Below are 13,478 nucleotides of genomic sequence, written 5' to 3' on the forward strand. Positions count from 1 at the left end.
CTTACACTCCGCGCGGTCCCCACAGGATCATCCCCGCGCCGGCGAGGCACATTGCGCCGCCGATGATATCCCACCGGTCGGGCCGCGCGCCCTCCACCGCCCACATCCAGCCGAGGCTTGCGGCGATGTAGACGCCGCCATAGGCGGCAAAGGCACGGCCCGCGTGGGCACTTTCGACGCGGGTGAGGAGGAAGGCGAAGAGCGCGAGGCTCGCCAGCCCGGGCACCAGCCACAGCGGCGAGCGGTCGTCGCGCGCCCAGGCCCAGAAAGCGAAGCAACCGCCGATCTCGGCCACTGCGGCAAGGAAGTAGAGGGCAAGGCTCATGCCCTGCCCTCCTAGCAGGATGCGGGAACCGGAGCCACGTCCGCCGCTCTCCCGCTACATCCCCGGCTTGGCGATCATCCACACGGCCATCGCGACCATCATCACGTTCTCGGTGAGCGAGACGAAGCCTAGGGGCACGTTGCTGCTGCCGCCAACGCAGGCGCATTTGAGCTCGCGCTTGTCGATATAGACCGCCTTGAACACGCTCGCCGCGCCGATGCTGCCGATGAACAGCGCGATCGGGACCGACAGCCAGCGAAGCGCGCCCGCAACCATCAGCACGCCCGCCAGCCCTTCGGCGAAGGGATAGATCCGCCCGTAAGGCACCCAGCGCCGCGCGAGCAGGTCGTAGTTCAGGAACATCGTCGCGAATTTCTCGACATCCTGGAGCTTGAGCAGCGCCAGCGCGCACATCGAGAAGGCGACGAACCATTCGCCCGCGCGGATGCTGATCGCGGTGCCGTCGACCGCATAGCCCGCCGCCATCGCCATCAGCGCGGTCATGGCGAAGAGCGCGATCACGGGGCGGTAGGTTGTGGCGTTCGGATCGGCCACTTTCAGGCCGAAATAGCGGCGCAGGTCGTCATAGCCGCCAATCCGCACGCCATCGATGAAGGTCTGCGGCGTGGTGGCGACGCCGAGTTCGGCCTTGAAGCGGTCGGTCTCTTCGCGCGTCGTGAGGTGGTGGTCCTCGACCGCATAGCCGCGCGAGCGCAGCAGGTGGCGCGCCTTGAGGCCATAGGGGCAGGTGTGGCCGGGCATCACCATGCGGTGGAGGACGGCGGTGCGGGGGTCGTTGCTCATCGCGATTTTGTTCCCTTGAAGTTCATCGGATGGCCCGTATATAAGTCCCGTACTGTGGTACGGTTTCAAGAGGTCAAAATGAAAATCGGTGATCTGGCCCGCAAAGGCGGCGTATCGGTCGAGACGATCCGCTTCTACCAGCGCCGCGGGCTGCTGCCCGAGCCGCCGCGAGGCGAGGGTGCGCGGCGTTACACCGAGGGCGATCTCGAACGCCTGCTCTCGATCCGCGCGGCGCAGACCGCGGGCTTCACGCTCGAGGAGATCGCCACCCTCCTTGGCCTCGACCATGACGACCGCACCGCCGCCCGCGCGCTCGCCGAGGCGCGGATCGCTGCGATCGACGAGAAGATCGCGACGCTGAAGACGATGCGTTCGGCGCTCAAGACCCTCGTGAGGGAATGCGCCCACGGCGAGGACGGCCCCTGCCCGATCCTTGGCGCCTTCAGCATTCCGGCGAAAACCATCCATGTTGGCAACCCCGCCGGCAAGCGCCGCGTATAGGGTGACATGAGCATGTCCGATATCTCCCGCCGCGGCTTCGTCCGCGCTGCCGGTGCTGCGGCCGGTCTGGCGGCCGTGCCCGCCTGGGCGCAGGGCCATTCGCTCCACGCGATGAAGGGCGGCGCGATGATCCGTGTGGGCTTCGACCAGGTGTCGGGCACGGTGATCGACCTTGCCGTCGGGCATGGCCCGCGCGTGGTGCAGGGGCGCAAGGGGCACGGGGTGGCAGTCAACGGATCGGTGCCGGGGCCGCTGATCCGGCTGAAGGAAGGCCAGAATGTCCGCCTGAATGTCACCAACCACCTGTCGGAGGATACCTCGATCCACTGGCACGGTCTCCTCGTGCCGTTCCACATGGACGGGGTGCCGGGCATCAGCTTTCCGGGCATCAGGCCGGGGCAGACCTTCTCCTACGAATTCCCGATCAAGCAGTCGGGCACCTACTGGTATCACTCGCATTCGGGCCTTCAGGAGCAGCAGGGGCATTACGGCCCGCTGGTGATCGACCCGGCAGGCGCGGAGCCGGCGGACTATGACCGCGACTACATCCTGCTGCTGAGCGAGTTCACCCCGCTCCATCCCCACCGGATCATGGACCGGCTGAGGAAGGGCGAAGGCTACTTCAACTACCAGCAGACCGCCTGGGCTGACGACTACCCGCTCTCGGCGGCGGACCGGCGGATGTGGGCGGAAATGCGCATGCCCGCGACCGACATCGCCGATGTGACCGGCTCGACCTACACCTATCTCGCCAACGGCCGCGGGCCGAAGGAGGGGATGGAGTTCGCGTTCAACCCCGGCGAGCGCATCCGGCTGCGCGTCATCAACGGCTCGGCGATGACCTTCTTCAATCTGCGCATTCCCGGCCTGCCGATGACGGTGATCGCCTCGGACGGGCAGAACGTGGCCCCCGTGGAGGTCGACGAGTTCCAGATCGGCACCGCCGAGACCTATGACGTGATCATCCGGCCCACCGCCGATGCCTATACGATCGTCGCGGAGAGCATGGACCGCTCCGGCATGGCGATAGCGACGCTGGCGAGCCGCCCCGGCGCGCGCGCCGCGATCCCGCCGCCGCGCAAGCCCCCGCTGCTCGACATGGGCGACATGGGCATGAACCACGGGGACGGCGGCTCGCACAGCATGGAGGGCATGAAGATGCGCGACACGCTGCTGCTGCCGCCCGATGTGAAGGTCGGCCCCGGCATCGACATGGTTGCGATGCAGCCGGTCGACAAGCTCGGCGATCCCGGCCTCGGCCTGCGCGATGTGGAGCACCGTGTGCTCAACTACCGCATGTTGGCGGCGCTCGAGCCGAACACCGACACCCGCGAGCCCTCGCGCCTGCTCGAGCTCCACCTCACCGGCAACATGGAGCGCTACATGTGGTCCTTCGACGGGGAGATGTACTCCGCCGTCACCGACAAGCCGCTGCGCTTCGCCCACAAGGAGCGGGTGCGGGTGAAGCTCGTCAACAACACCATGATGGCGCACCCGATCCACCTGCACGGGATGTTCTTCACGCTGGTGAACGGCGAGGCGCCGGCGCACCAGCCGCGCAAGAGCGTGGTGATCGTGCAGCCGGGTGCGAGCGCGACGTTCGATCTGACGGCGGATGCGCCGGGCGACTGGGCGTTCCACTGCCACCTACTCTACCACATGCACGGCGGGATGATGCAGACCGTGACGGTGATGGGGCCGGAGGCGTGAAGCCGCTCCTCCCCGTGATCGCGCTCGCCGCCGCCGCGCCGCTCGCCGCGCAGGAAAGCCACGCAGGCCACGCGGGGCACGACATGGGCGATATGGCGGCCGAGCCGGACGCCCCCGTCTCCCCCGGCCCCGAGATGGAGACCCCGCCCCCACCCGAAGCCGGCAGCGGCCCGCCGCGCGCGGCCGACGCGATCTGGGGCGCCGAAGCAATGGCCGCCTCGCGCGAGGATCTCAGGAAAATGCACGGCGATTTCCCGCTGCTGTGGCTCCAGGCCGAGCGGCTGGAGACGCACATTCGCGAGGGGCGCGACGGCTATCTGTGGGATGTGCAGGGCTGGTACGGCACGCCGACGCGCCGCCTCTGGGTCAAGTCCGAGGGCGAAGGCGAATGGGGTGGCAAGCCCGAGGATGGCGAGGTGCAGGCGCTCTATTCCGCCGCGATCCGGCCCTTCTGGGACTTGCAGGCCGGTATCCGCCACGATTTCGCAGGAGCCGATACCACCCACGCCGTGATCGGCATCCAGGGCCTTGCGCCTTACATGTTCGAGGTGGACGCGGCGCTGTTCCTCAGCACCCGCGGCGATGTCACCGCGCGGATCGAGGCCGAGATCGACCAGCGCATCACCCAGCGCCTGATCCTCCAGCCGCGCGTCGAGGCCAATCTGGCAGGCCAGGACATTCCCGCTCTTGGCATCGGCGCAGGCATCGACCAGATCGAGGCTGGCGTGAGGCTGCGCTACGAGATCGCCCGCGAGTTCGCGCCTTATATCGGCATCGAGCAATCATGGCGGATCGGACAGGGCGCGGACTTTGCGCGCTTGCGCGGCGAAGACCCTTCCGTCACCAGCCTCGTCGCCGGCATCCGCTTCTGGTTCTGACAACCCCAAACCCCGACCACACGAAGGATATACGAACCCCCATGCGTACCCCTGCCCTCATCGCCGCCCTCGCCCTCGCCGCGCTCACCCCTGCGGCGCTTTCGGCCCATGTCCAGCTGACCGCCTCGACCCCCGCGGCCGGTGCGGCGGCGGCCAAGGGGACGAAGACCGTCACCCTCACCTTCAGCCAGTCGGTCGACAAGGCCAAGACCAGCGCCGCGATCATCATGACCGCGATGCCGGGCATGCCGAACCACGGCGAGATGCCGATCCGGAACTTCACCCCCGCCTTCTCGGCCGATGGCAAGACCCTGACGCTGAGCCTCGCCAAGCCGCTGCCCGCCGGCACCTACGAGGTGCGCTGGAAGGCCACCGCGAGCGACGGCCACCCGATGGCCGGCACGGTCAAGTTCGACGTGAAGTAACAACCGGAAGGCCGCGCCCGACGCTCGTCGGCGCGGCCTTCTGATTCAGCGCGGGAGTTCCGAGACGCCCATCAGCGCCTCGTCGACCGCGCGCGCGGCCTGACGGCCCTCGCGGATCGCCCAGACGACAAGGCTCTGCCCGCGCCGCATGTCGCCGCAGGCGAACACGCCCGGAGCGCTGGTGGCGTAGCTGTTGGTGTCCGCATCGACATTGCCGCGCGCAGTCAGCTCGACCCCCGCCTGTTCGAGCAGGCCGGCTTTTTTCGGCCCGACGAAGCCCATCGCCAGCAGGATCAGATCGGCGGGAATCGTGAATTCGCTGCCCGCGATTTCCTGCATCTGGCCGCCGACCCACTCGACGCGCACGCATTCGAGCCCGGTCACCGCCTCACCATCGCCGATCACGCGCTTGGCCAGGACCGCCCAGTCGCGCTCGACGCCTTCCTGGTGCGAGGACGAGGTGCGCAGCTTCATCGGCCAGTCGGGCCAGGTCAGCGCCTTGTCTTCCTTCTCGGGCGGCTTGGGCATGATCTCGAGCTGGGTAACGCTGAGCGCACCCTGCCGGTTCGAGGTGCCCACGCAGTCCGAGCCGGTGTCGCCGCCGCCGAGCACGACCACGTGCTTGCCAGTCGCGAGCAAGGAGCCGCGCGGGGCGGCGCGCAGCTCGTCGTCACCCGCGACGCGCTTGTTCTGCTGGGTGAGGAACTCCATCGCCAGCCGCACGCCGGGCATTTCCGCGCCAGGGATCTGGAGCGAACGCGCATCTTCCGCGCCGCCGGCCAGCACCACCGCGTCGAAATTCTCCTGCAGCGAGGCGAAGGAGATGTCGACGCCGACTTCCTTGGAGGTTTTGAACGTGACGCCCTCGGCCTCCATCTGCACGCAGCGGCGGTTGATGAGGTGCTTTTCCATCTTGAAGTCGGGGATGCCGTAACGCAGCAGCCCGCCGACGCGGTCGCTCTTCTCGAACACCGTCACCGAATGACCCGCGCGCGCGAGCTGCTGGGCGCAGGCGAGGCCTGCCGGGCCCGAGCCCACCACCGCGACCGACTTGCCGGTCTTCTTCGCAGGCACCTGCGGCGTGATCCAGCCTTCCTTCCACCCGCGGTCGACGATGGCGCATTCGATCGACTTGATGGTGACCGGCTGGTCGATGATGTTGAGCGTGCAGGCCGCCTCGCAGGGCGCGGGGCAGATGCGGCCGGTGAATTCTGGGAAGTTGTTGGTGGAGTGGAGCATCGCCAGCGCGCGCTTCCAGTCCGCCTCGTAGACCAGGTGGTTCCAGTCCGGGATCATGTTGTTCACCGGACAGCCGTTATGGCAGTAGGGAATGCCGCAATTCATGCAGCGCGAGGCCTGGCCCGTCAGCGTCGCATCATCCGGCTGGATGACAAATTCGCGGTAGTTCTTCAGGCGCTCTTTCGGGTCGAGATAATCCCGCTCGCGGCGGTCCAGCTCGAGAAATCCGGTTTCCTTGCCCACTTGTCGTTACCTTCTCATGTTCCGTAGGCCCACCCCGCTGCGACTAGGCGGCTGCGCCGCCAAGTCTCGCTCCCCTCCCGCTTGCGGGAGGGGTTGGGGGTGGGAACACCTTATTCCGCTGCGACGCTTTCGGCCTCGAGCCGTTCCGCTTCGAGCTTCCTGAGCGCTGCCGCATAGTCGCGCGGCATCACCTTGACGAACTTGGCGAGCGCCGCGTCCCAGTCAGCGAGCAATTCGCCCGCCAGCTTGGAGCCAGTGTGGAGCTGGTGCCGCTCGACAAGGATGCGCAGCCGCTCGGCATCGTGGCGCAGCATGTCGCCCATGCCGAAGTCGTTGACCGAGCGCGGACGCTGTGACGGGCGGCCCGTCCCTTCCTCGGCATCCGGCCCTGCCGCGATCGGCAGCAGATCGACCTGCGCGTGGTTGACGAGGTCGGTGAAGGCGCCGTCGGGGTCATAGACATAGGCGACCCCGCCGCTCATGCCCGCCGCGAAGTTGCGCCCGGTCTTGCCGAGCACGACGACGACGCCGCCGGTCATGTATTCGCAGCCGTGATCCCCGGTGCCCTCGACCACCGCAATGGCGCCCGAGTTGCGGACCGCGAAACGCTCGCCCGCGACGCCGTTGAAATAGGCCTCGCCCGCAATCGCGCCGTACATGACGGTGTTGCCGACGATGATGTTATCCTGCGCGGCGCGCGGGGCATCGGCGGGCTGGCGCACGATGATGCGGCCGCCCGAGAGACCCTTGCCGACATAGTCGTTGGCATCGCCGACCAGATCGAGCGTCACGCCGTGGGCCAGCCATGCGCCGAAGCTCTGTCCGGCCACGCCCGTCAGGTTAATGCGGATCGTGTCGGTCGGCAGGCCCTCGTGCCCGTGCGCCTTGGCGATCTCGCCCGAGAGCATTGCGCCGACCGTGCGGTTGACATTACGCACCTCGTATTCGAGCTGCACCGGCTGCTTCGTGTCGATCGCCGTGCGGCAATCGGCGATCAGCTTGTTGTCGAGCGCGCCTTCGAGCCCGTGGTCCTGCGTGCCGATCTGGCGGAGCGAGGCCCCGTCCTTCAGGGGCACCTGGTGGAGGATGCGCGACAGGTCGACCCCGCGCGCCTTCCAGTGGCGTTCCATCCGGCGCGTGTCGAGCCGGTCGACTCGGCCGACCATCTCGGCGACGGTGCGGAAGCCCATCTCGGCCATGATCTGGCGCAGTTCCTCGGCGACGAAGAACATGTAGTTGACCACGTGCTCGGGCTGGCCGGTGAAGCGCGCGCGCAGCACCGGGTCCTGCGTGGCGACGCCGACGGGGCAGGTGTTGAGGTGGCACTTCCTCATCATGATGCAGCCCGCAGCGATCAGCGGGGCGGTGGCAAAGCCGAACTCGTCCGCACCCAGCAGCGCGCCGATGGCAACGTCGCGGCCGGTCCGGAGCCCGCCGTCGACCTGCACCGCGATCCGCGCACGCAGATCGTTGAGCAGCAGCGTCTGCTGGGTCTCGGCAAGCCCGATCTCCCACGGCGATCCGGCGTGCGTCAGCGAGGTCAGCGGCGAAGCGCCCGTGCCCCCGTCATAGCCCGCGATCGTCACGTGGTCCGCGCGCGCCTTGGAAACGCCCGCCGCGACCGTGCCGACGCCCACTTCGGACACCAGCTTCACTGAAATCCGCGCGACCGGGTTCACGTTCTTCAAGTCGTGGATCAGCTGCGCGAGGTCTTCGATCGAATAGATGTCGTGGTGCGGCGGCGGCGAGATCAGGCCCACGCCCGGGGTCGAGTGCCGCACCGCGCCGATGCGCTTGTCGACCTTGTGCCCGGGCAGCTGACCGCCCTCGCCTGGCTTCGCGCCCTGCGCCATCTTGATCTGGATGTCGTCCGAATTGACGAGATATTCGGTGGTGACGCCGAAGCGGCCGCTCGCGACCTGCTTGATGCGACTGCGCATCGAATCCCCGTTGGCGAGCGGCTTGAAGCGGAACGGCTCCTCCCCGCCTTCGCCCGTGTTCGAGCGCCCGCCGATGCGGTTCATCGCGATCGCCATGGTCGAGTGCGCTTCGTGGCTGATCGAGCCGAGGCTCATCGCGCCGGTCGAGAAGCGCTTCACGATTTCCGAGGCGGGTTCCACCTCGTCGAGAGGGATCGGCTTGTCGGCCTTCTTGAATTCGAGCAGGCCGCGGATCGTCAGCAGGCGCTCGGACTGCTCGTTGATCGACTTGGCGAATTCCTCGTAATTCTTCGGATCATTGCCGCGCACCGCGTGCTGCAACTGGGCGACGTTCTGCGGGGTCCAGGCGTGCTCCTCGCCGCGCAGGCGGTACTGGTAGATCCCGCCCACATCGAGCATCCCGTCATAGAGCGGGTTGTCCCCGTAGGCCTGCCCGTGACGGCGCAGCGCTTCCTCGGCGACTTCGGCAAGGCCGATGCCTTCGATGGTGGTGGCGGTGCCGGTGAAGTACTTCTCGACGAAGGCGCTAGAGAGCCCCACCGCATCGAAAATCTGCGCGCCGCAATAGGACTGGTAGGTCGAAATGCCCATCTTGGACATGACCTTGCGGATGCCCTTGCCCACGCCCTTGATGAAGTTCTGCTGCACCTTGGTGGCGGGCAGCTCCGGGTGGCGCTTGGCGCGCAGGGCCTCGATCGTCTCGAAGGCGAGGTAGGGGTTGATCGCCTCCGCGCCGTAGCCCGCCAGCACGCAGAAGTGATGCACCTCGCGCGCTTCGCCGGTTTCGACCACGAGGCCGGTCTGCATCCTCAGGCCCTGCCGCACGAGGTGGTGATGCACCGCCGCTGTCGCCAGCAACGCTGGCATCGGCACGCGGGTTTCGGACTGGCCGCGGTCGCTGAGGACAAGGATGTTGTGGTCCTGAAGCACGGCTTCGGTCGCCGCCCAGCACATTTCCTTGAGCGCCATTTCAAGGCCTTCAGCCCCGCTCTTGGCATCCCAGGTGATGTCGATCGTGGCACAGCGGAAAGCGCCATCGAGCGCTTCCTCCACCGAACGGATCTTGGCAAGATCCTCGTTCGTCAGGATAGGCTGGTCGACCTCGAGGCGCTTGTGCGTCCCCGCGTCGCGGCCCAGCAGGTTCGGGCGCGGGCCGATCATGCTGGTGAGGCTCATCACCAGTTCCTCGCGGATCGGATCGATCGGCGGGTTGGTGACCTGCGCGAAGTTCTGCTTGAAGTAATCGTAGAGCAGCCGCGCACGGTCCGACAGCACGGCAATCGGCGTGTCGGTGCCCATCGAACCGATGGGATCGTCACCATCCACCGCCATCGGCTCGAGGAAGCGGGTGATGTCTTCCTGCGTGTAACCGAAAGCCTGCTGGCGCTGGAGCAGCGTGCCGTCCTCGGCCGGGATCGCCGCGAGTTCGGGCACTACGTCGGTGATGTCCTCGAGCTTGTACTGCGCCTGATGCAGCCACTCGGCATAGGGGTGCGCATTGGCGAGATCGGCCTTGAGCTCGTCATCCTCGATGATGCGGCCCTGTTCGAGGTCGATCAGCAGCATCTTGCCCGGCTGCAAGCGCCACTTCCTCACGATGTCGGCCTCGGCAAAGGGCAGCACGCCGCTTTCCGAGGCGAGGCAGACGATGTCGTCCTTGGTGACGCAGAAGCGCGCGGGACGAAGTCCGTTGCGGTCGAGCGTCGCGCCGATCTGGCGGCCATCGGTGAAGCACACCGACGCCGGGCCGTCCCACGGCTCCATCAGCGCGGCATGATATTCGTAGAAGGCGCGCCGTTCAGGCGTCATCAGCGCGTTGCCGGCCCAGGCTTCGGGGATGAGGATCATCATCGCATGGGCGAGGGAATATCCGCCTGCGATCAGCAGTTCCAAGGCGTTATCAAGACAGGCCGTGTCCGATTGCCCATGGGGGATGATCGGCCACATCTTGTCGAGATCCGGCCCGAGCAGCTCGCTTTCCATCGTGCGGCGGCGGGCGTTCATCCAGTTGACGTTGCCGCGCACCGTGTTGATCTCGCCATTGTGGGCGATGAAGCGGAACGGGTGCGCGAGCCGCCAGCTCGGGAAGGTGTTGGTCGAGAAACGCTGGTGGACGAGGCCAAGCGCCGAGACGCAGGCCGGATCGCGCAGGTCATCGTAGAACGAGCCGACCTGCGTCGCCAGAAGCAGCCCCTTGTAGACCACCGTGCGGGTCGAGAACGAGGGAATATAGGTCTCGGTCACGCCGGGCAGACCGTGCTTTTCGGCAAGCTGGGCGAGCGGGTTCTGCACTTGCTTGCGGATCGTGAGCAGCTTGCGCTCGAAGGCGTCCTGATCGGGGCAGTTCGCGCCGCGGCCGATCACCGCCATCTCGATCACCGGCATCGAGGCGATCACCGCCGCACCGAGACCGGCGGGCGTGGTCGGCACGTCGCGCCAGCCGATGAAGCGCTGGCCTTCCTTGGCGGTGAAGGCCTCCATCCGCTCCTTGACGAAGGCGCGCGCGCGCTCGTCCTGCGGGAGGAAGCACATGCCGACGGCGTATTCGCCCGGCTGCGGCAGATCGTGGCCTTCAGCCTCGGCCCAGCGGCGAATCAGCGGATCGGGAATCTGGATCAGAATCCCCGCGCCATCGCCCAGCAGCGGGTCAGCGCCCACCGCACCGCGATGGTCGAGCTTCTCGAGAATCTCCAGCGCCTGCGCGATGATCGCGTGGCTTTTCTCTCCCTTGATGTGCGCAACCATGCCGACGCCGCAGGCGTCATGTTCGTTGGCGGGGTCATAGAGACCCTGGGAGGAGGGGTATCCCATTGGCAAAAAGTCCGTTCTGTCAGATGCCGACAGGCGCGAACCCTTGATTGCATGATCGCTCATGCAGGGAACACGCCTTGGGCAGGTCACGCGGGCTGGATCACCCCTTTGGGGGTTTCACCGGCCCGTTTTCGGGCCCCTCATGCCGACAGGAAGCGGGTTTGGCAAGGGCTCCGCGTGAAGGAATATTTCTCGCAGACCTATTCAGACTTTAGGTTGATTGCGCGTGATGCATGCAGCGGCCCCAACCGTTGCAGCTTTTGCGCGCACGCGCGCCTAGGCGTGGCCGTGCTGCATTTCGCGGCGCGGCTGGAGCTGGGCGAGCGCGGCGCGCAGCGGATCCTCACGCGAGGGACGGCGGGCCGCGGCGGTCGTGCCCCCGCTGAGAGCAGCGAGCGCGCGCAGCGCTTCGGCCAGCGCGGCTTCGCGGGCGGCGAGTTCGGCCGGATTGGGCGCGTGGCCCGCGGGCATCTCGCGGTGTTCGTGAAGCGCGCCGGCGAAGCGCTCGACCATCTCGACGAGGCTCAGCTCGCTCGCAGGCGTGGCGCGCAGGCGGGCCAGCGCCGCCGTGCCCGGCGCGGGCGGCGGCGGGGTGACAGCGCGCAGACGGCGGGCGCGCATATCGGCGACCGGATCGGGCTGCGCAGGCGTTGCAGCGACGGGCTCGGACGCGGGAGCAGGCTCGGGAGCGGGCGTCTCGTCCACCCAAACGGCATTGCGGCCGGGAAGCTCGGCGAAGTCTGCCAGATCGAGCTCAACCGGTGCCGGAGCGACTTCGGCTTCGGCGACGGTCTCCGCCACAGGCTCAGAATGCCGCACCGGCTCCTGCCGTGCAGGACGCGGTTCGGGCGCGCGGCGCGGCGTGTCGAGATCGGCGTCGCGCCAGGCGGGGGTGCTGAAAGGCATGGCCTCGAGCGGTTCGTCGAGGCTGCGGCTGCCGAGATCGCGCGCCGGATTGATCGGCGTCACCTGCCGCACCGCGAATTCTACCACCGAAGGCGTGCTGTTGTTGCGGCGCGCGCGGCGGCTCATTCCCGAAGCCAAGGCGTAAAGCGAGCCGCCCAGCACGCTCGCGGCGGTCGCGGCAAGGAAGATCTGCCCGCCCGCGCCCCAGGTGCCGATCAGGGTGCCGTCCATCGCTTCGGTAACCAGCGACGAGGGCAGCACCATCACCACACCGGCGCCGAGGGCTGCGCCCCATGTCCCGAGCAGCGGCGCGAAAGCACGGTGGGCAGAAAGCGGCGCGCGCGCCGGACTGCGGCCCCTCTTGCGCTTGCGCTGCTGCGAGAGACCCTTCTGCCCCGATTTCATGCGACGTTTACCCCGTTATCTGTGCCGCGCGATGCGCGCTGGCGTCGTTACCCGGGGCTAGCAAGAGATGGTAAACAGGAAGATAATTGCGCGCATTTTCGGCCCAGTCATGGCGGGTGCGCACATGGGCCACACCGCGCGCCTTCATCGCCTCCCAACCGTCGCGATTGTCGAGCAGGCGCGCGAGCGCGGCGGCGCAGGCGGCGGGATCGTCGGGCGCGAACAGCGTGCCGGTCTCGCCGTCGGTGATGAGCTCGCGGTGCCCGCCGACGCTGGAGGCCGCGACCAGCCGGCGCTGCGCCATCGCTTCGAGGGGCTTCAGGGGCGTGACCAGATCGGTCAGGCGCTGGGCCTTCCTCGGATAGGCGAGCACGTCGACCAGCGAATAGTAGCGCTCGACCGCCGTGTGCGGCACGCGGCCGGTAAAGATCACGGCCTCGGGCTCAGGCAGGCGCGCGGCGGCGGCGCGCCAGGGCTCGTCCATCGGCCCGGCTCCCACGAGCAGCAGCCGCGCCTCGGGGTGCGACTGGCGCAGCAGCGGCATGGCCGCGATCAGATCGTCGACGCCTTCATAGGCATAGAAGCTGCCGATATAGCCGATCACCGGCGCGCCGGGGGCGATGCCGAGTTCTACGGCAAGCGCCTCGTCGCGCGGCGGGGGATCGCCGAACAGCGACAGGTCGACCCCGTTGGGCATCACATTGACACGCCCCGCAGGAATGCCGCGCGCGACCAGATCGTCCTTGAGGCCGTGGCAGATGGTGAACAGCGCATCCGCTCCCTTGGCGACGCGGGTTTCGAGCGCGCGGGTGAGGCGGTATTTGAGGCTGCCCTCGGTCCCCGTCAGGTTGCCGACCGCCGCATCCTCCCAGAAGGCGCGGATCTCGTAGACGAAGGGCACGCCGAGCGCGCGCGCCGCACGCTGCGCCGCCGCGCCGCACAGAGCGGGCGAATGGGCGTGGATGATGTCGGGACGCCATTCGTCGGCGAGCCGGATGATCGCGGCGGTCAGCGCCTCGATCTCGCCCATCTCGCGCAAGGGCGGCGGGCCTGAGGGAACGCCGGGGGTGCGGTGAAAGATCAGGCCGTCGGCCTCTTCGCGCGGCCCCGTCACCGCCGCCTCGAGATTGTGCCGCTGCCCGGTGATCCCGCGCACTTCCACCCCGTGCCCTTCCTGCGCCTTCAGGATCGCGCGGGTGCGGAAGGTGTAGCCGCTGTGGAGCGGCAGCGAGTGGTCGAGAACGTGGAGAACGCGGGTCATGGCCGCTTGCCTATCGCAGGCGTGCTTAAC

Annotated in this window: 10 protein-coding genes; 4 read left to right on the forward strand and 6 right to left on the reverse strand. The window is 67.8% G+C overall.

The features are described 5' to 3' along the window. Window position 1: 1 nt before the first annotated feature. Both BZF57_RS06360 and BZF57_RS06365 read right to left on the reverse strand, forming a co-directional pair. Window positions 2-325, reverse strand: a complete 324-nt coding sequence (locus tag BZF57_RS06360) for a YnfA family protein (RefSeq protein WP_086735790.1) — start codon at window positions 323-325, stop codon at window positions 2-4. Between the two features lie 54 nt (window positions 326-379). Next, window positions 380-1,129, reverse strand: a complete 750-nt coding sequence (locus tag BZF57_RS06365; protein ID WP_086735792.1) for a glutaredoxin family protein — start codon at window positions 1,127-1,129, stop codon at window positions 380-382. A 78-nt stretch (window positions 1,130-1,207) separates the two neighbouring features. Between BZF57_RS06365 and BZF57_RS06370 the strand changes: the two genes are divergently transcribed. The 4 genes from BZF57_RS06370 to BZF57_RS06385 are packed head-to-tail and all read left to right on the forward strand — an operon-like array spanning window position 1,208 to window position 4,643. Then, window positions 1,208-1,630 (forward strand): MerR family transcriptional regulator, encoded by a 423-nt coding sequence (locus tag BZF57_RS06370; protein ID WP_086735794.1) that lies wholly within the window; start codon window positions 1,208-1,210, stop codon window positions 1,628-1,630. 12 nt (window positions 1,631-1,642) lie between these two features. Continuing rightward, on the forward strand, window positions 1,643-3,340 hold the full coding sequence (locus BZF57_RS06375; protein ID WP_086736016.1) for a copper resistance system multicopper oxidase: 1,698 nt from the start codon (window positions 1,643-1,645) through the stop codon (window positions 3,338-3,340). Then, the gene (locus BZF57_RS06380) at window positions 3,337-4,218 is read left to right on the forward strand and encodes a copper resistance protein B (protein ID WP_240505871.1); all 882 of its coding nucleotides are present in this window, start codon (window positions 3,337-3,339) and stop codon (window positions 4,216-4,218) included. The genes BZF57_RS06375 and BZF57_RS06380 overlap by 4 nt, the downstream gene beginning before the upstream one ends. A 41-nt stretch (window positions 4,219-4,259) precedes the next feature. Further along, a complete protein-coding gene (locus BZF57_RS06385) occupies window positions 4,260-4,643 on the forward strand; it encodes a copper resistance protein CopC (RefSeq protein WP_086735796.1) in 384 nt (127 codons plus the stop codon). Between the two features lie 45 nt (window positions 4,644-4,688). Here BZF57_RS06385 and BZF57_RS06390 read toward each other — a convergent pair whose 3' ends face one another. The 4 genes from BZF57_RS06390 to BZF57_RS06405 form a co-directional block, all read right to left on the reverse strand. Next, window positions 4,689-6,125 (reverse strand): glutamate synthase subunit beta, encoded by a 1,437-nt coding sequence (locus BZF57_RS06390; protein WP_086735798.1) that lies wholly within the window; start codon window positions 6,123-6,125, stop codon window positions 4,689-4,691. 110 nt (window positions 6,126-6,235) lie between these two features. Then, entirely contained in the window at window positions 6,236-10,876 is a 4,641-nt protein-coding gene (gene gltB / locus BZF57_RS06395; protein ID WP_086735800.1) for a glutamate synthase large subunit, read from the reverse strand. A 276-nt stretch (window positions 10,877-11,152) separates the two neighbouring features. Next, a complete protein-coding gene (locus BZF57_RS06400; RefSeq protein ID WP_086735802.1) occupies window positions 11,153-12,187 on the reverse strand; it encodes a hypothetical protein in 1,035 nt (344 codons plus the stop codon). Between the two features lie 7 nt (window positions 12,188-12,194). After that, window positions 12,195-13,448, reverse strand: coding sequence for a TIGR04063 family PEP-CTERM/XrtA system glycosyltransferase (locus BZF57_RS06405; protein ID WP_086735804.1), 1,254 nt, complete (start codon window positions 13,446-13,448; stop codon window positions 12,195-12,197). Window positions 13,449-13,478 lie beyond the last annotated feature (30 nt).

This window comes from Erythrobacter colymbi, assembly GCF_002155685.1.
GTDB classification, from domain to species: domain Bacteria; phylum Pseudomonadota; class Alphaproteobacteria; order Sphingomonadales; family Sphingomonadaceae; genus Erythrobacter; species Erythrobacter colymbi.